13 protein-coding genes are annotated in these 17,659 nt (G+C 73.1%); 8 read left to right on the top strand and 5 right to left on the bottom strand.

Annotated features, from left to right (window positions below):
- Positions 1–190: 190 nt before the first annotated feature.
- Positions 191–2,461: a glycogen debranching protein GlgX gene (glgX, locus tag ACZ4QV_RS23290; RefSeq protein WP_361636465.1), complete on the bottom strand. Its 2,271-nt coding sequence runs from the start codon at positions 2,459–2,461 to the stop codon at positions 191–193.
- A 246-nt stretch (positions 2,462–2,707) separates the two neighbouring features.
- On the opposite strand from glgX, the gene ACZ4QV_RS23285 reads away from it, so the two are divergent.
- The 4 genes from ACZ4QV_RS23285 to ACZ4QV_RS23270 all read left to right on the top strand — a co-directional run bounded on the left by ACZ4QV_RS23285 (position 2,708) and on the right by ACZ4QV_RS23270 (position 7,323).
- Positions 2,708–3,508 carry a Tat pathway signal sequence domain protein gene (locus ACZ4QV_RS23285; protein WP_361583289.1) on the top strand — a complete coding sequence of 267 codons (801 nt, stop codon included), beginning with the start codon at positions 2,708–2,710 and terminating at the stop codon, positions 3,506–3,508.
- A gap of 130 nt (positions 3,509–3,638) precedes the next feature.
- Positions 3,639–5,033: a copper amine oxidase gene (locus ACZ4QV_RS23280; RefSeq protein WP_361151510.1), complete on the top strand. Its 1,395-nt coding sequence runs from the start codon at positions 3,639–3,641 to the stop codon at positions 5,031–5,033.
- A gap of 102 nt (positions 5,034–5,135) precedes the next feature.
- Positions 5,136–6,401: an SAV2148 family HEPN domain-containing protein gene (locus ACZ4QV_RS23275; protein WP_467763366.1), complete on the top strand. Its 1,266-nt coding sequence runs from the start codon at positions 5,136–5,138 to the stop codon at positions 6,399–6,401.
- A gap of 115 nt (positions 6,402–6,516) precedes the next feature.
- A complete protein-coding gene (locus ACZ4QV_RS23270; protein WP_361583292.1) occupies positions 6,517–7,323 on the top strand; it encodes an exonuclease domain-containing protein in 807 nt (268 codons plus the stop codon).
- 54 nt (positions 7,324–7,377) lie between these two features.
- Here the strand turns inward: ACZ4QV_RS23270 and ACZ4QV_RS23265 are convergent, their stop codons facing one another.
- On the bottom strand, positions 7,378–8,268 hold the full coding sequence (locus ACZ4QV_RS23265) for an aminoglycoside phosphotransferase family protein (protein ID WP_467763365.1): 891 nt from the start codon (positions 8,266–8,268) through the stop codon (positions 7,378–7,380).
- A gap of 304 nt (positions 8,269–8,572) precedes the next feature.
- On the opposite strand from ACZ4QV_RS23265, the gene ACZ4QV_RS23260 reads away from it, so the two are divergent.
- The 4 genes from ACZ4QV_RS23260 (at position 8,573) to ACZ4QV_RS23245 (ending at position 13,634) form a co-directional block, all read left to right on the top strand.
- Positions 8,573–9,559: a carbohydrate ABC transporter permease gene (locus ACZ4QV_RS23260; RefSeq protein ID WP_467763401.1), complete on the top strand. Its 987-nt coding sequence runs from the start codon at positions 8,573–8,575 to the stop codon at positions 9,557–9,559.
- On the top strand, positions 9,556–10,503 hold the full coding sequence (locus ACZ4QV_RS23255; RefSeq protein ID WP_361151523.1) for a carbohydrate ABC transporter permease: 948 nt from the start codon (positions 9,556–9,558) through the stop codon (positions 10,501–10,503). Before ACZ4QV_RS23260 ends, ACZ4QV_RS23255 begins: the two co-directional genes overlap by 4 nt.
- Entirely contained in the window at positions 10,503–11,807 is a 1,305-nt protein-coding gene (locus ACZ4QV_RS23250; protein ID WP_467763364.1) for an ABC transporter substrate-binding protein, read from the top strand. Before ACZ4QV_RS23255 ends, ACZ4QV_RS23250 begins: the two co-directional genes overlap by 1 nt.
- Positions 11,808–12,398: 591 nt before the next feature.
- Positions 12,399–13,634 (top strand): S8 family peptidase, encoded by a 1,236-nt coding sequence (locus ACZ4QV_RS23245; protein WP_361151528.1) that lies wholly within the window; start codon positions 12,399–12,401, stop codon positions 13,632–13,634.
- Positions 13,635–13,727: 93 nt separating this feature from the next.
- Here ACZ4QV_RS23245 and ACZ4QV_RS23240 read toward each other — a convergent pair whose 3' ends face one another.
- The 3 genes from ACZ4QV_RS23240 to rfaE2 form a co-directional block, all read right to left on the bottom strand.
- Positions 13,728–14,672 (bottom strand): glycosyltransferase family 2 protein, encoded by a 945-nt coding sequence (locus ACZ4QV_RS23240; RefSeq protein ID WP_361151530.1) that lies wholly within the window; start codon positions 14,670–14,672, stop codon positions 13,728–13,730.
- Positions 14,673–15,308: 636 nt separating this feature from the next.
- Entirely contained in the window at positions 15,309–16,238 is a 930-nt protein-coding gene (locus tag ACZ4QV_RS23235) for a glycosyltransferase family 2 protein (RefSeq protein ID WP_467763363.1), read from the bottom strand.
- A complete protein-coding gene (gene rfaE2, locus ACZ4QV_RS23230) occupies positions 16,235–17,638 on the bottom strand; it encodes a D-glycero-beta-D-manno-heptose 1-phosphate adenylyltransferase (protein ID WP_361583303.1) in 1,404 nt (467 codons plus the stop codon). Before rfaE2 ends, ACZ4QV_RS23235 begins: the two co-directional genes overlap by 4 nt.
- Between the last annotated feature and the right edge of the window lie 21 nt (positions 17,639–17,659).

The raw sequence follows: 17,659 nt of genomic DNA, 5'->3' as shown, positions 1-17,659 counted from the left end.
CGGCGACCGGACCCGGCCGTACGGAACCGGCAGGATCCACCGCAATGGCGGAGCCGGGTGTACGGCCGGTGGCGTAGACGTACTGGACGCGGGAGCCGCGCGACGTACCCGCGCGACCGCTCCGGCGGGGCCGGGCACCGCCGTGCGCAGGCGGTTCCCGGCCCTGTACGGCCTCCGGCGCCGGGACGTCCTAGGCGGGCCGCTGGAGCACCATCATGCTGCGGCCGGGCAGCGTGAGGTGATCGCCGGCCTGGGCCTTGATGCCGCCGCCGTCGGCCACGACCTCCGGATGGGCGGTGTCCACGACCGCCTGCCACTGGCGGCCGTGGTCGACGGGCACGGTGAACTCCCGGTCGTCGCCGTGCGCGTTGAACATCAGCAGGAAGGAGTCGTCGGTGATCCGCTCGCCGCGCGGCCCCGGCTCGGTGATCGCGCTGCCGTTGAGGAAGACCGTCAGCGACTTGGCGTGTGCCGCCTGCCAGTCGCGCTGCCGCATCTCCTCACCCTCCGCGGTGAACCAGGCGATGTCGGACAGCTCGTCATGGGTGCCCTCCATGGGCCGGCCGTGGAAGAAGCGCCGTCGGCGGAAGACCGGGTGGTCGCGCCGCAGCCACACCATCTGCCGGACGAAGGCCAGCATCTCCCGGTCCTCCTCGCGGACGTCGGTCTGCCCCCGGGCGTCCGCGCCGGGGCCATCGGCGGCCTCCGCGCCGCGGTCGGCGGTGGCACCCGATCCGTCCAGGGCGCCCGGCGAGTCCGCGCCCGGTCCGGCCGTCGCGCCCGATGCGCCGTCGGACGCCGCAGTCCCGCCCGTACCCGGCCAGCGCACCCACGCCAGCTCGTTGTCCTGGCAGTACGCGTTGTTGTTGCCGTCCTGGGTGCGCCCGAACTCGTCGCCGTGGCTGAGCATCGGCACGCCCTGCGAGAGGAGCAGCGTGGCGATGAAGTTGCGCATCTGGCGGGCCCGCAGCTCCTGGACCCCGGGGTCGTCGGTCGGCCCCTCGGCCCCGCAGTTCCAGGACCGGTTGAAGCTCTCGCCGTCCTGGTTGTCCTCGCCGTTGGCCTCGTTGTGCTTGTTGTCGTAGCTGACCAGGTCGCGCAGGGTGAAGCCGTCGTGGCAGGTGACGAAGTTGACGGAGGCCAGCGGGCGCCGCCCGTCGCCCTGGTAGAGGTCGGAGGAGCCGGTCAGCCGGGAGCCGAACTCGGCTAGGGTACGCGGCTCGCCGCGCCACAGGTCCCGTACGGTGTCGCGGAACTTGCCGTTCCACTCGGTCCACAGCGGCGGGAAGTTCCCCACCTGGTAACCGCCCTCGCCCACGTCCCACGGTTCGGCGATCAGCTTGACCTGGCTGACCACCGGGTCCTGCTGCACCAGGTCGAAGAACGAGGACAGCCGGTCCACCTCGTGGAACTGCCGGGCCAGCGTCGCCGCCAGGTCGAAGCGGAACCCGTCCACCCGCATCTCCGTCACCCAGTAGCGCAGCGAGTCCATGATGAGCTGGAGGACGTGCGGGCTGCGCATCAGCAGCGAGTTGCCGGTACCGGTGGTGTCCATGTAGTAGCGGGGGTCGTCGGCCAGCCGGTAGTACGAGGCGTTGTCCAGGCCGCGGAAGGACAGCGTCGGACCCAGGTGGTTGCCCTCCGCCGTGTGGTTGTAGACGACGTCGAGGATGACCTCGATACCGGCCTCGTGCAGCGCCCGTACCGCCGACTTGAACTCCAGCACCTGCTGCCCGCGGTCGCCCCAGGACGCGTACGCGTTGTGCGGGGCGAAGAAGCCGATGGTGTTGTAGCCCCAGTAGTTCGCCAGCCCGGCGTCCACCAGGCGGTGGTCGTGCACGAACTGGTGGACCGGCATCAGCTCCAGGGCCGTGACCCCCAGCTCGGTCAGGTGCTCGATGACCGCGGGGTGCGCCAGCGCCGCGTAGCTGCCGCGCAGGTCGTCCGGCAGGTCGGGGTGGAGCATGGTCAGGCCCTTGACGTGCGCCTCGTAGAGCACCGTCTCGTGGTAGTCGGTGCGGGGCGGGCGGTCGTCGCCCCAGTCGAAGTACGGGTTGACCACGACCGACGTCATGGTGTGCGGCGCCGAGTCGAGGTCGTTGCGGCTGTCCGGCTTGCCGAAGTGGTAGCCGTACACCGCCTCGTCCCAGTCGATGCTGCCGCTGACCGCCCTCGCGTACGGGTCCAGCAGCAGTTTGGCGGAGTTGTGCCGGTCGCCGCGCTCCGGCTTGTACGGGCCGTGCACCCGGAAGCCGTACCGCTGCCCCGGCATGATCCCGGGGAGGTAGGCGTGCCGTACGAACGCGTCGGTCTCCCGCAGTTCGACGGCGGTCTCCGAGCCGTCGTCGTGCAGCAGTGACAGCTCGATGCGTTCCGCCGTCTCGGAGTACACCGCGAAGTTGGTGCCCGCACCGTCGTACGTGGCACCCAGGGGATACATCTGTCCCGGCCAGACCTGCATACGTCGACTCTTCCACTTCCTCGATGGGCGCCGCGAAGCCTTGGGGCCTCACGGCGGTCATGCGTCGCCGTGTTCGTTTGCTGCGTACGGTGCTGCGATCGTCTCGTGTTCCAACCTGCCCAATACGGCTGGTTTTTCGCGCGATCTGCGCCGAAAGATGGGCAACCCGCAGCGAAGTCGGATCGTCGTACAGGACGACCGATATGTCTGAGCACCATGAGGCAGCAGGGGGGAACAGTGCGCAACATGATGCACCGCCACCTGGGCAAGCTGGTGGCGGGCGCGGCCGCGGCGCTGGCGGGTACCGCCGTACTGGCCGCGGTGACCTTGCCAGGGGACGCGGGGACCACCGGCGGGGGGAGCCGGGCCGCCGCGGCCGAAGGACCGGAGGCCGGAACCGGCCAGACGTCGCAGGTACGGCCGGGAGCGGTGGAACGCGCGCCCGAGGAGGGCAGCGCGGGCGTCGGCCGGGACCCGCTCACGGACGACGAGGTGGCGCGGGCCCAGGCCCTCGCCACGCCCCGTACGTTCCGCAGCGCTACCGAGGACGTCAAGGGCAGAGCGGGCCCGGAGCGGCTGACCACCGGCCTGGCCGAGCTGGGCCCGGACGAGACCGGCCTCGCCGCCCCGCCACGCCGGGCGAACGTGTCGTTCTACGACTACCGGTCCGACGCGTACGTGACCAAGACCGTCAACCTCACGACCGGGAAGGTGGAGAAGAGCGACAGCCGGCACGGGGTGCAGCCGCCGCCCAACCGGGCCGAGAGCGAGACCGCGGCCGGGCTGCTGATCGCCGCCCCCGAGGGGGCCGGGCTGCGGGAGGACTACGAACACGCCACCGGCAAGGAGCTGACCGGTCCCGGCCAGCTCACCGTGCGGGGCTTCGTCTACCGGGGCGAGGCGGAAGGACCGGCTCCGGCCAAGCTGCGCGCCTGCGGGGAGCACCGCTGCGTCCGGCTCTTCACCAAGGTGCGCGACGGCCAGTGGATCGACACCCGGCGCTATGTGGTCGACCTGAGCGCCCGTACGGTCGGCCGGCTCGGCTGAGCCGCCCGCGCGTGCCCCGGTACGGCGTCCCGGCCCGCCGCGGGCCGGCCGCCGCCCGGCGGGAACCGCGCAGCACCCCGCACCCGCGTACTCCGAAGCTCGTGTCCCACTGCCGTACAGGAGCGTTTCCATGCACGAAAGACCCTTCCGCCGCGCCCGCGTCGGCCACGGCCGCGCCCGTGTCCCTGCCCGTACCCCCGTCCGTACCCACCGTGCCCGGCTCCGGCGCGCCGCACTGCTCGCCGCGCCGCTGCTGCTCGGTACGGCCGCCCTGACGAGCGGACCGGCCGCCGCCCGGGCTGTGTCCTCGGCGTCCCCGCCGTCTCCGCCCGCGGCCACCGCCGCAGGGTGCAGTACCCCGTACAGCATCACGCAGACCCTCGAAGCCGGCACCACTTGGCGCATGTGCTGGCACTACGACGCGAACGCCGGGCTGGTTCTGGACAACGTCTCGTACCAGCCCAGGAACGAGCCCCGCCCGATCCAGGTGCTGACCAGCGCGAAACTGGCGCAGATCCACGTCCCCTACGACGACGGCGGCAACGAGTACGACGACCTCACCGGCCAGAGCTTCGCCCAGGGACTCCAGACACTGGACCCGGGCGAGTGTCCCGGCGGCACCATCAAATCGGTCAAGGTGCCGGACGCCTGGGACCCGGACCACCCGGACGTCAACGGACTGTGCGTCACCACCCGGGCCCGCGGTCACGCCTACCGCCTGGGCCGCTACCCCGGCGAGACCACCAGGATCCAGCAGCTCCAGGGCAAGGACCTGCTCGTCTACACGGTCAACAAGACCGGGTGGTACGAATACATCGTCGAGTGGCGCTTCTCCGCGGACGGCACGATCAACATGCAGGTCGGAGCGACCGGCACGCTCTCGCCCGCCGACTACGACGCGGGCGACGGCCGCGGCTGGCCGATCGGCAAGGGCGCCAAGGACTACGCCACCAGCCACAGCCACAACGTCTTCTGGCGGCTGAACTTCGGGCTGGACGGCTCGTCGGCCAACCGGGTCGAGCAGTTCGACTCGACGACCACCGCGCAGAGCGGCGGGCTGACCCCCAAGACGAAGACGGTCCGCACGCCGGTGGCCAAGGAGCTGGCGGGGGACGCCGGGCCGACCCGCTGGTGGCGGGTGGTCAGCAACATCGGCAAGAACAAGGACGGTCATCCGCGGTCGTACGAGATCGTCCCCGGTCGTTCCAGCAAGTACACCGGACGCGCCTTCACCCGGCACGACGTGTTCTTCACCGAGTACAACACGTGTGAGCAGTTCGCCAGCAACAACCTGGCGAACTGCGGAGCCGGCGCGGGCACCAGCGTGGACCGGTGGGTCAACGGACAGCCGCTGCGCCACCCCATCGCGTGGGTCAACATCGGGTACCACCACATCGCCCGGGACGAGGACCAGGAACCCATGCCGGTGCACTGGCAGGGCTTCCAGCTCGCCCCCCGGGACGTCACCGCTATGAATCCGCTCACTCCGCCCGAGCTTTCCGGACACAACGGTCACGTCGAATAAGGGGAGTTGGCCGGGGACTCGATCCATCCTGCTGCACCGCCTCCCGGACCCGCAGTAGTCTGCCTTGATCGTTGGCACGGGGGTTCGGAAGGCGGTGCGCAGGTGAGCTCGGGCGGGCTGGAGTTGCCCCCTGGTGACGACGGCCATGACGGCCAGGACAGTCACGAGGGACACGAGGGCGGCTCCGTCGACGCCCCGCCCGGGGCGGTGTCCCTGGCCCGGCCGATGGAGATCGGCGCGGAGCTGGACTGGGGCGCCGAAGCCTGGAGCGAGGTGCGCACCCGCGCCCGGCGGGCCGGGCGCGCCTACATCTGGCTGAACCTCGTCGAACAGCGGTTGCGGGCCGTCGTGGCGGCCGTGCTGCTGCCCGTCTACGAACCCGTGCACGGCGACGAATGGGTCATCGCCGCGGCCGGTCCCACCGGCCAGGAGTGGGTCCAGCGGGCGGTCGCGGTCCGCGAGGTCAGCCGCCGCAAGGGATATCTGCTCGACCCCGCCGACGACAACATCCTCAGCTTCCTGACCCTGCCGCAGCTTCGCGAGCTGATGGTCCAGCACTGGCCCTGCTTCGAGCCGTACTTCGACGACCGGCGGGTGGTGGAGCTGGCCCTCGACGAGCTGGAGGTGGCCCGCAACATCGTCTCCCGCAACCGCGCCCTGACCGGTACCGTCCTCGCCCAGGCGGAGAGGGCCTCCGCCCGGCTGCTGGAGATACTGGGCTCCGGCATCGGCACCCGCACCGCCGGGCGGCTGCCCATCGACGCCGTGGAGGACCTCGTCGGCGACCGGTACGCGGACGTCGTCGGCGTCCACACCGACCGGGTGCGTCTCCAGCGGCAGCTGCCTGCCGAGGACCTCTTCGGCGGTGCCCGGCGCCTGGACGCCATCGGCATCGGCCTCAACCTCCTCGTACAGAACTACTCCGGGCGCCGCATGGTCCGCCTCGCGGAGTCCGGCTGCCGGGTCCGGCTCCTCTTCCTCAACCCCGCCAGCAGCGCGGTCCGCCGCCGCGAGCGGGAACTGGGACTGAAGAAGGGCGAGATGAGCCGCTCCATCGAGATGAACATCCTGCACATGCGGCGGGTACGGTCCCGGCTGCACGACCCCGGCGCCTTCGAGATCCAGGTCTTCGACGAGACGCCCCGCTTCACCGCCTATCTGGTGGACGGGGACGGTCCGGACGGGGTGGCCGTCGTCCAGCCGTACCTCCGGCGGAGCCGGGGCATGGAGTCACCGGTCCTCGTCCTGCGCGGCGGCGGCCGCGAGGTACTGCGCCAGGATCCGGACCGGGACGACGACCGCGGCCTCTTCGAGACGTACCGGGAGGAGTTCGAGAACGTGTGGGCGGACTCGCGGCCGGTGTCGTGAGGGGACGGCCCGCCGGGGCGCCCGGCCGCCGGGAAGCGGGCGGGAGCCGGGGCGTTGTCAGTGTCGCGTGGGAGAGTAGGGGAACACGGGGGAAGCAACACCGAAGGAGGCCGTCATGGGCTGGCATCAAGGGCTGCTCGTCAGTTTCGACTTGGAGACCACCGGCACGGACGTCGAGCGGGACCGCATCGTCACCGCCGCGCTGATAAGGCTGGACGCGGACGGCCGGGAGGCGCTGCGGAACACCTGGCTGCTCGACCCCGGCGTGCCGGTGCCCGAGGAGGCGGCGGCCATACACGGGATGACGACCGCTCATGTGCGGGCGCACGGCCAGGCGGCGGCGGAGGGCGTCGAGCAGATCGCCACCGCGCTCGCCGCGGCGCTGGAGGCGGGCCTCCCGCTCGTGGTGATGAACGCGCGCTACGACCTCTCGCTGCTGGACCGCGAGTGCCGACGCTACGGCCTGCCGACCCCGGCCGAGCGGCTCGGCCGGCCGCCCGCCCCGGTCATCGACCCGTTGGTGCTGGACAAGCACGTGGACCGCTACCGCAAGGGCAAGCGGACCCTCCAGGCCCTCTGCCGGCACTACGGCGTCCCGTTGGAGGCGGCGCACGAAGCGGGCGCGGACGCGGTGGCCGCGGCCGGTGTGGCGCGCCGGATCGGCGAGCGGCATCCCGCGGTGGCCGGGACGGCGCTCGCCGCGCTGCACGCCCTCCAGGAGGAGGCGGCTGCCGAGCAGGCCGCGTCGTTCCAGAAGTATCTGCGCCGCTCCGGTGACCCGGGGGCGATAGTCGAGGCGGCCTGGCCGCTCATTCCGTACCAGCGGGCACGGGAGCGCCCCGAGGAACTGGAGCTGGATCTGCCCGGGCAGGGGCGGGAGCAGGGACAAGGGCAGGCTTCGGCCGCGCGCGGTAGCGCGTAGAGGGGGAGAGGAAGAGACAGGGGGGCAGGAGAAGGGCGGCAGGGGAGGGCCGCTTCAGAAGGGGTACCAGCGGACGGTGGTGTCGCCCTCGCGCAGGGACGCGATGCGGCGGCGGAACTCCTTGAGGGCGGCGGGGGTGCCGGGAGCGTGCTGGGAGACCCAGGCACAGCTTGCCGTCTCCCGTGAGCCGCGCAGCACCGCGCAGCCCTCCCAGTCCCGGACGTCCCAGCCGTAGATCCGCACGAAGGTGTCGTACGCCGCGGCGGGCAGGCCGTAGCGGTCGCGGCTGAGCGCCATCACGACCAGATCGTGTTCCCGCAGATCGGAGGAGAAGGTTTCGAGATCCACGAGCACCGGGCCGTCGGGGCCCACATGAACGTTGCGGGTCAGCGCGTCACCGTGGACCGGACCGCGCGGCAGATGCGGTTCCAGCGCGGTGGCGGCAGCGGCGAACGCGTCGCGGCGGCCCCGCAGGTACTCGGCGTCCCGCGCCGAGACCGCGTCGCCGGCCAGCCGCAGCCAGCGCTCCACACCGCCGAGCAGTTCCCGTCGGGGGAGGGCGAACGGCGGTTCCGGCAGCGCGTGCACCAGCCGCAGCAGGGCGGCCAGGTCGGCCGGTTCGGCGGGGCGTACGGGGTCGGGCAGCCGCTCCCAGAAGGTGACCGGGTGCCCGTTCACCAGACGGGCCGTCGGCTCGGCCGCGCGCACGGCCGGTACGCCCTGGTCAGCCAGCCACACGGCGACGCGCAGCTCCCGTTCGGCGCGCTCCAGCAGTTCGGCGCTGCGCCCGACCCGTACGACCGGACCGTTGCCGCCCGTGGCGAACACCGCGTTCTCGCCGAGCGAGAGCAGCCGGGCGTCGGCGGCGACGTCGGGCCGGCCGGCCGCGGCCAGGACGTCCCGGGCGTGCGCCTCCGTGAACGGAGTGGTGCTCGGTGCGGTCATCGGGGCGCCTCCTGCGGTGCGTGATCGGTATCAGTCTCGCAGGTCCCCGGGCGAAGGAGCCGGGAGGACCGGATCGGGGAGAGGGGAAGGGGAGGGGCGGGGAGGGCGGGGGGAAGAGGAGGGGCGGAAGGAAGCAGGAGAGGCGGGAGGGGAGGTGGGGGAGAAGGGGGACGGGGAGACGGAGTTCTGGTGGGGTGCTTGACTGCGTCGGGTGGCGTCACGACGATGACGGCGGCCGTCCGGCCCGTTCCGTCCGGGGACGCGCGGCCTGTTCCTGGTGGTCACAGCCGTCCTGGGTGTGCGGATGCGGGGAGTCGCGTTGGGTCGAGACGGTCCCGTACAGGGGCAGGGGCGTACGAGAGGGACGGGTGCGGGGCCGGTGCTGCGGACCGGGGGCCGGTCCGTGCCGGGGCGCGGGCACGGGACCTGGTTCCTGATACTGCCCGCGCTGATCCCGATCCTGGTGCTGAGTGTGGGCCCGCTGCTGTACGGCATCGGGCTGGCGTTCACCGACGCGCAGTCGGGGCGTACCCAGGCCACCCGGTGGGTCGGCCTGCTCAACTTCTCCGACCTGCTCCAGGACACCCTGTTCTGGGACTCGTTCCGGGTCGGGCTGGTGTGGGCGCTGGGCGTCACGGTCCCGCAGTTCTTCCTCGCCCTCGGGCTGGCGCTGCTGCTCGGCCAGGAGCTGCGGCTGCGCTGGCTGGCCCGCGCGCTGGCGATCATCCCGTGGGCGATGCCCGAGGTCGTGGTGGGCATCATGTGGCGGCTGGTCTACCACCCGGACGCGGGCGTGCTGAACGAGACGCTGCGCAGCTTCGGACTGGGCCCGGACGAGGGCCGGGACTGGCTGAGCGGCACGGCCACCGCCCTGCTCGCCGTGATCGTCGTGGGCGTCTGGGCGGGGATGCCGCAGACCACGGTCACCCTTCTCGCCGGACTCCAGAACGTCCCCCGTGAACTGCACGAGGCCGCCGCGGTGGACGGTGCCGGAGCCTGGCGCCGGTTCCGTACGGTCACCTGGCCCGCGATCAAGCCGGTCGCGCTGGCCGTCTCGGCGCTCAACTTCATCTGGAACTTCAACTCCTTCGCGCTGGTCTTCGTGCTGACCGACGGCGGCCCGGGCGGCCGCACCCGGCTGCCGATGCTGTTCGCGTACGAGGAGGCGTTCCGGTACGGGCAGTTCGGTTACGCCGCCGCGATGGGGCTGGCGATGGTCGCGCTGATCGCGGTCCTGCTGGCCGTCTACCTCTCCCGGCGGCTGAGGGGGGAGGGTGAGGAGGAACAGTGACAGCGCTCCGGAAGTCCTCACCGGCCGGGCGTCCCCCGGCCACCTGGCGCACCCCGGCCACCCGGCGCCGACCGGCCACTCGGCGTACCCCGGCCACCCCGCGCCGCCCGGCCACCCGGCGCAGCCTCGGCCGGGCCGGTCAGTACCTCGCCCTCCTCTGCTACCTCGCCTTCCTCGCCTTCCCCTTCCTGTGGCTGGTCTCCACCGCCTTCAAGCCGCCCCGCGAGCTGGGCAGCATCCACCCCACCTGGATCCCCCGGGTGCCGACGCTGGACAACTTCCGTACCGCCTTCGACGAGCAGCCGCTGCTCCAGGCGGCCGGCAACAGCCTGCTCGCGGCCGCGGTCTCGGCGCTGGTGGCAATCGTCCTGGCGACGCCCATGGCGTACGTCCTCGCGCGCCGCCGCACCCGCTTCGCGCGGGCGGCGACCGGCTGGGTCGTGGTCAGCCAGGCGTTCCCGCTGGTCCTGGTGATCATCCCGCTCTTCCTCGTCCTGAAGAACCTCCATCTGGTCGACTCCCGGGCCGGACTCGTTCTTGTGTACGTGGTGTGGTCGCTGCCGTTCGCGCTGTGGATGCTGACCGGCTACGTCCGGGCCGTACCGCCGGAGCTGGAGGAGGCCGCGGCGGTGGACGGCGCGGGCCGGCTGCGCATCCTGGTCTCGGTCACCGGACCGCTGTTGACGCCCGGCATCGTCGCCACCGGCCTGTTCGCCTTCATCACCGCGTGGAACGAGTTCTTCTTCGCGCTCGTCCTGCTCAAATCGCCGGAGAAGCAGACGATGCCGGTCGTCCTGACCCACTTCCTCGGGGCCGAGGGCGTCGCCGACCTCGGCCCGCTCGCCGCGGCGGCCCTGCTCGCCACGCTGCCCGGCCTGGTGCTCTTCGCCGTCATCCAGCGCCGGCTCACCGGCGGCATGCTGGCCGGGGCGGTGAAGCACTGATGGCCGCTCCCGGCAGCCCGCGCCGCCGTACCGTGCTCGCCGCCGCGGCCGTGCCCGCCGCTGCCCTGCTGCCCGGCTGCTCGGGCGGCGGAGGCCGTGGCGGCGACCGGGGCGTACTCCGCTTCCAGTCGCTGGCCTGGCAGAAGGAGTCCGTCGACGCCAACAGGCAACTGGTCGCGGAGTGGAACCGCCGGCATCCGGACATCCCCGTCCAGTACGTCCAGGGGGCCTGGCCCACCGTCCACGACCAGTTGCTCACCTCCTTCGAGGGCGGCGAGGCACCGGACATCATCCACGACGCCTCCGACGACCTCGCCGACTTCGCCTACGGCGGCCACCTCGCCGACCTGACCGGCCTGCTGCCCCGGCGCCTGCGGGACGACATCCCGCCGCGGAGCTGGGAGTCGGGCACCTTCGGCGGCCGGGTGTACGGCATCCCCTTCCTTCAGGAGCCCCGCGTCCTGATCGCCGACCAGGTGCGGCTGCGGCGTTCCGGCGTACGGGTGCCGACCACGCGCGAGCCGTGGACGTGGGAGGAGTTCGGGGAGGTGGCGAAGAAGCTGACGGGTGGCGGCGGGTACGGCGTCGCCTGGCCGCTGAAGGAGCCGGTGTCCGTCACGCTCAACCTGGCCCTGTCCACCGGCGGCCGGATCTTCCGGCGCCGCCCGGACGGCAGGGCCGAGGTACGGTTCGACGCCGCCGACCAGGTGGTGCCGCGCGCCATCCACGACCAGGTCAACGTCGCCCGCAGCGCGGCCCGTACGACGCTGGGCATGGGCGGCGCCGACACGCTCCCCGGCTTCTTCGCCGGCCGGTACGCGATCCTGCCGCTCGGCTTCTCCTACCGGCAGCAGATCGTGCAGCAGGCCCCGAAGGAGTTCGCGTGGACGGTGCTGCCCGCGCCCGGTGGTGCCGGCGGCGGGGACCAGGGCGTCAGCCCGCAGACCCTGTCGATCGCGGCGGACTGTCCCCGTAAGGAGGAGGCGATGGCCTTTGTCGACTTCCTGCTGAGACCGCCCAACATGGTGCGGCTCGCCCTCGGCGACTGGATGCTGCCGACCGGCCGGGAGGCGCTGCGGGCCCCCGAACTCCACACGGACCGCCATGGATGGTCGACGGGCACCGCGCTGGCCGGTACCTTGCGCGCCGCCCCCGCGCAGTCCGTGCGGGGCTATCCGGAGTGGAAGGACAAGATCGCGACACCGGCCTTCCAGGAGTACTACAGCGGCGCCGTCGACCTGGACGAACTGCGCGAGCGTCTGGTCCGCGACGGCAATCTGGTGCTGGCGCGGTATCAGCGCTGAACAGGCCCGACGGGCGTTCTGTGACGGAATATCGGCGCATTCCCAATAAGGGCGACGAAAAGCCGGGGTGGCGCACGGCCGCCCTGTCGCCCGCTGTGCCGGGGGAATTGCGGTGCGTGCAAGGCGGGTTCGGCCGGGGCGTGGTCGCGAGTGAGCGACGCCACGCCTCGGAAGTGTTATGCCGGGGATTGAAGCCGCGCCGACCGGGGATTGTTGAGCTGTGAAGAAGCGGAGAGGGGGCGGGGGTGACTGCCCGTCTGTTCCCTGTAGTGGCGGGTTTTCCCGCATTCGGGGTGCCACACTCCGTACTGCCGGTAACTTCGATGCTCGCATCGCATCTGACCTGCGTCATATTGCCGCTGTGTAAACGAAGTTGACGTACTGTCGGGTGGTCGTGGTGCACCTTTGCCCCCTTCTGTGGTCGTTTGCAATTACGCAGGCTTGTTGCCTATCTCACAACGCCCGGGCGGCCTTGAATTGACCTCGTCAATCCGACAGGGTTTCGAGCCAGCCCGGCGGAGATCTTCTTGTCCGTCCGGGCTGTTGCGCAACGCTTTCCCCCCACACTTCCCGAACGAGGAGAACCCTCGAATGGCTCACGCTCACAAGCGTTCCAGCAAGAAGCGGCTCGTCACCGCGATAACCGCCGTGGTCGCCGCGACCGGTATCGCCACGGTCACCGCGGTCACCGCGGGCGCTTCGCCCGCCGAGGGCAAGATCTACGGCGCCGAGGCCAAGGGCGCCGTCAGCGGCAGCTACATCGTCATGCTGAAGAACCCTGAGAACACGGTGCGCAGTGCCGGGGTGCAGGCTGAACAGAACAAGGATCTGGCCGGCAAGTACGGCGGCGAGGTCAAGCGGACCTACTCCGCCGCGCTGAACGGTTTCTCCGCCACCGGCCTCAGCGCCGAGGAGGCCCGTCGCCTGGCCGCCGACCCGGCCGTCGACAAGGTCGTGCAGAACAAGAAGTTCCACATCGACGGCGCCCAGGACAACCCGCCGTCGTGGGGCCTGGACCGCATCGACCAGGCCGACACCCAGGGCGACAAGAAGTACACCTACCCCGACAGCGCGGGTGAGGGCGTCACCGCGTACGTCATCGACACCGGTGTCCGCACCACGCACCAGGACTTCGAGGGCCGGGCCTCCTCCGGCTTCGACGCGATCGACGGCGACAACGACGCCACCGACGGCAACGGCCACGGCACCCACGTCGCGGGCACCATCGCCGGCAAGGCGCACGGCGTCGCCAAGAAGGCCAAGATCGTGGCCGTCCGGGTGCTGGACGACCAGGGCTCCGGCTCCACCGAGCAGGTTGTCGCGGGCATCGACTGGGTGACCAAGAACCACAAGGGCCCCTCGGTGGCGAACATGTCGCTGGGCGGCGGCGCCGACGAGGCGCTGGACGCGGCGGTCCAGAAGGCGGTCGCCTCCGGCGTCACCTTCGCCGTGGCGGCGGGCAACGAGTCCACCGACGCGGGCCAGGGCTCCCCGGCGCGGGTCAAGGAGGCCATCACGGTCGCCTCCAGCACCAACACCGACGAGCAGTCCGACTTCTCCAACTTCGGCAGCGCGGTGGACCTCTACGCGCCCGGTTCGGACATCACCTCGGCCTGGAACGACAGCGACCAGGGCACCAAGACCATCTCCGGTACGTCCATGGCCACCCCGCACGTCGCGGGCGCCGCCGCGGTCTACCTGAGCGGCCACCAGGACGCCAAGCCGGACGCGGTCGCCACCGCGCTGACCGACGGCGCCACGCCCGACAAGATCAAGAACCCGAGCGAGGGGACGCCCAACAAGCTGCTGAAGGTCGGCGAGAAGTAGCCTCACCGCCCGTTCGGCTCCGGACGCCGGCCGTCGCGCTCGCCCCCACGGGGCACGACGGCCGGCGTCGCGCTGTCCCCGGCCGGGAACGTCTCACCCGCAGTACCGCCGCGCCGTCGACTCCCGCTGCGGCGCCTCCAGCAGCCGCAGCCGGCTCTCCACCTCCCGCGGCAGCGGGCGCCGTTCCCGCAGCACCCACGGCAGACCGCCGGCGGCCTCGGCGAACGCCCGTACGGAGACCGCGTCCCGGGGCACCGTCGAGGCGAGCACGCCCGTCCGGCGCACGGCGGCCGGCAGCGGCCTGCGCAGCCAGGTGAACCACAGGGTGTTGCGGATGCCCTGGCGCCGGCGCAGGGTCGCGTCGCGGTGCGGCGACGCCCGGTGGTGGACGGTGAGCCGGTCGGCATACACCAGCCACCAGCCGTCGGCCGCCAGGTCCGCGGCGAGCAGCTCCTCCTCGCCGCCCAGGACCAGCCGGGGCGAGAAGCCGCCCGCCGCCCGGAAGGCGTCGGCGCGCAGCACCGTGGCCGCCGCGAGGAACGAGCCGAGCGCCGGGCCCGGCAGCCAGGAAGGGGCGGGCAGCGGGGAGTGCCGCAGCTCCTGGACGATCGGGTCCTCGACGGGTTCGCCCGGACCGGTGCCGGGCGCGGCGCCCGCCTCCGGCGCGTCCGGGTGCGGATGGACCATGATGCGCGCGGTCACCGCGCCCAGCCGCCCGTACGCGTCCAGCAGGTCGGCGGCCCCGGCCAGGGCGCCGGGCTCCCACCACGAGTCGTCGTCGCAGAACGCGAGGTACGGCGTGGCCGCCACCCGCGCGGCCAGATTGCGGCCCACCGCCCCGGTGTTGTGCTTCAGCGGGATGAGCCGCGGCGCGAGGGGATGGCGGCGGACGGCGGACGCGGTGCCGTCCGTGGAACCGTTGTCCACCACGACGACGGGCGGCTTCTCCGGCAGTTCGGCGAGCCGGTCGAGGGTGTGCAGCAGATCGTCGCTGCGGTTGCGGGTGATGACGATGACGGTGGTGCGCGGATCGGTCACGGGAGGTTTCCTCGGGTCGGTGCGGTCACGCCCGGCACCGGCGTTCCGGTGCGTGGCGCGGGGAGTTCGTCCGGTGGACCGGTGCACGGCGAGTACACCGGCGGGCCGGCGTGCCGGGGGCTGCGCGGCGCCGGACGCGGTCGGCGTCCTCGGGGCTGGCGGTGCGGCCCGGGCCCTCGGCTGCGGTGAAGCGGTCCGGGTCCTCGGCCATGGCGACACAGTTGCCGTCCTTGGCCGTGGCGGTGCGGCTCGGAGCCTGGGCTATGGCGGGGCGGTCGGCGTCCGTGGCGATGGCGGTGTGGCTGCCGTTCGGTCCTGGCGGTGCGGCTCGGGTCCTCGGTAGTGGCGGTGTGGCTGCCGTCCGTGGCCATGGCGGTGCGGCTGCCCTCCTCGGCCACGGCGGGACGGCCGAAGTCCTCGGCTGCGGTGAAGTAGTCCGGGTCCTCGGCCATGGCGACACAGTTGCCGACCTTCACTATGGCGACGCGGCCCAGGGCCTCGGCCATGGCGGGACGCCCCAGGATCTCGGCCATGGTGACGCCCCCGCCGTCCTCGCTCATGGCGACGCGCCCCCGCCCCGGCCCCCACCCCCGCTCACGGCCCCGCGCCCGCGGTCGGGCAGACGAAGTTCCCTGGTCACGGCGTCAGCTCCAGCGTCCGCACCCGGCGTTCCACCAGCCCCGGCAGCAGCCGTCGGCGTGCCAGTGCGGCCGGGAGGCGGCGTACCGCCTCGCTCAGGGCCAGGCGTGCCTCCGGGTCCGTACGGCCGTCCAGTGCCAGGCGCAGCGTGTGTGCGAGGGCGTGCCGGAGCGGGCGGCGCAGCCAGGCGGTGAGCAGGGCGTTTCGGCGTACGCGGGCGGTGCGGCCGTGGCGGGGGGCGCCGCCCGCGCCGTCGGGTTCGTGCCGGGCGACGAGGGCGGGGCAGTAGGCGACGCCCCAGCCGCGCGCTTCGAGGTCCATGGCCAGCAGGGTTTCCTCGGCGCCGAAGTGGAGTACGGGGTGGTAGCCGCCGGCTTCCAGGAAGGCGTCCCGGCGGGCGACGGCGGCGCAGCCCAGGAAGCCGAGGACGGACGGTCCCGGCAGGTCGGGTTCGCGGCCGAGCGGGGAGGCGGCGAGGACCGCGTTGAGCGGGTCGGCGGCGTCCGTACCGACGAGGGTGCTGGCGGCGGCCAGTCCCAGCCGGGGGTGCGCCGCGAACACCTCGGCGGCGCGGGCCAGGGCGCCGGGTTCCCACCAGGAGTCGTCGTCGCTGAACGCGACGAGCGGTGTGTCGAGGGCGGCGGCACCGTACGTACGGCCGACCGCGCCGAGGTTGCGGCCGGGGGTGAGGACCCGCACGGCGGGGAAGCGCGCGCGGACGGCGTCGGCGGTGCCGTCCGACGAGTCGTTGTCCACGACCACGACGGGAGGTGCTTCGGGCAGCCGCGTCACCCGTTCCAGCGTGCCGAGCAGGCGCTCGCGGCGGTTCCTGGTGATCATGACGATGCCCACGCGCGGGGCCTCGGGGGCACGTCGGCCGTCCGGCACGGTGCGGGTGGCCGGCAGTCCTGCCGCCGGGGCGGTCACGACCGGTACCCCGGGCCCGGCGCGGCGGCGCGGGCCGCCCGCCGGGCCAGCGCGGTCGTCGACCTGCCGTCCAGGTAGGGCAGGACGAGCGCCTGGCCGCCCCACTCCCGCAGGGTGGCCGCCTCCGGGAGTGCGTCCACGGAGTAGTCGCCGCCCTTGACCCACACGTCGGGCCGCAGCCGCCGCAGCAGTTCGACGGGGGAGTCCTCCTCGAACACCGCGACGGCGTCGACGCTGCCCAGCCCGGCCAGCACGCGGGTGCGGTCCGCCGCCCGGGTGAGCGGCCGCCCCGGGCCCTTGAGGCGGGTGACGGACGCGTCGGAGTTGACGCAGACGATGAGGCAGTCACCGATCCGCCGGGCGCTCTCCAGCAGACCGACGTGCCCGGCGTGCAGCAGGTCGAAGCAGCCGCCGGTGGCGACCACCGTCCCGCCCCTGGCCTGCACGGACCGGGCCAGCTCGAACGGGTCGGCGGGCCGCTCCGGGGCCGGCCGGTCCGGCGGCGGAGCGGTGCGCCACAGGGCGCGGTTGCCCGCGCCGCCCGCCGCGACGAAGGCGGCGGCCTCGGCGACGGCCCGTTGTACGGCCTCCTCGGGCAGCGCGCCGTCGGCCAGCGCGGCGGCCGCCGTGGCGGCGAAGCAGTCGCCCGCCCCGCAGGGGTCGCCGTCGGCCCGGTACGGCGCGGGCACCAGCATCGGCGAGTCGCTGCCCGCCCTGGCCAGCAGCGCGCCGCGTACGCCGAGCGTCACCGCGACGGCCGCGGCCCGCCATTCGGCGGCCAGTTGGGCGCCCCGTACGGCGCAGGCGCGCAGCGACCGGTCCTCGCCGGAGGTCAGGGCACGGGCCTCGGACGCGTTGGGCGTGACCAGCCGCGCGCCCGGTACGGGCGTGCCGCCCTTGGGGTGCGGGTCCCACAGCAGCGGGACCCGGTGCGCCACCTCGGCGAGCAGTCCGTGGACCGCCGCCGCGGTACCGCGCCCGTAGTCGGCGACCAGGACGGCGCGGGCCCCGGCGAGCGTCTCGCGCACCGCGGGGCCGGGCTCGCCCGGACGTCCGCCGCCGCGGTCGAACCGCACCAGGGGGCGGCCGGAGGCCATCACCCGCGTCTTCTCGGGGAGCCCGCCGTCGAGGGGGAGCTCCACCAGGCGTACGGTCCCGCGCAGGGCGCGCCGTACCGCCTCGCTCGCCGGGTCCGGGCCCAGCGCGGTCACCAGGACCACGTCGCGCCCGGACCGCGCGGCGAGCGCGGCGGCGAGGCCGGCGCCGCCCGGCCGGCTGCGGTCGTCGGTGACGTCCACGACGGGTGCGGGCGCGTCCGGCGCCAGGCGCGAGGCGTCACCGTCGATGTCCCGGTCGAGGAGGACGTCGCCCACGACCACCAGAGGCCGACGGTTCCTCATGACCGCCTCCCGGGCGCGTCG

Source organism: Streptomyces sp. NPDC026394 (assembly GCF_055567735.1).
The sequence above is the reverse complement of the archived record's forward strand: the minus strand, read 5'-3'. Positions and strand labels throughout refer to the sequence as shown.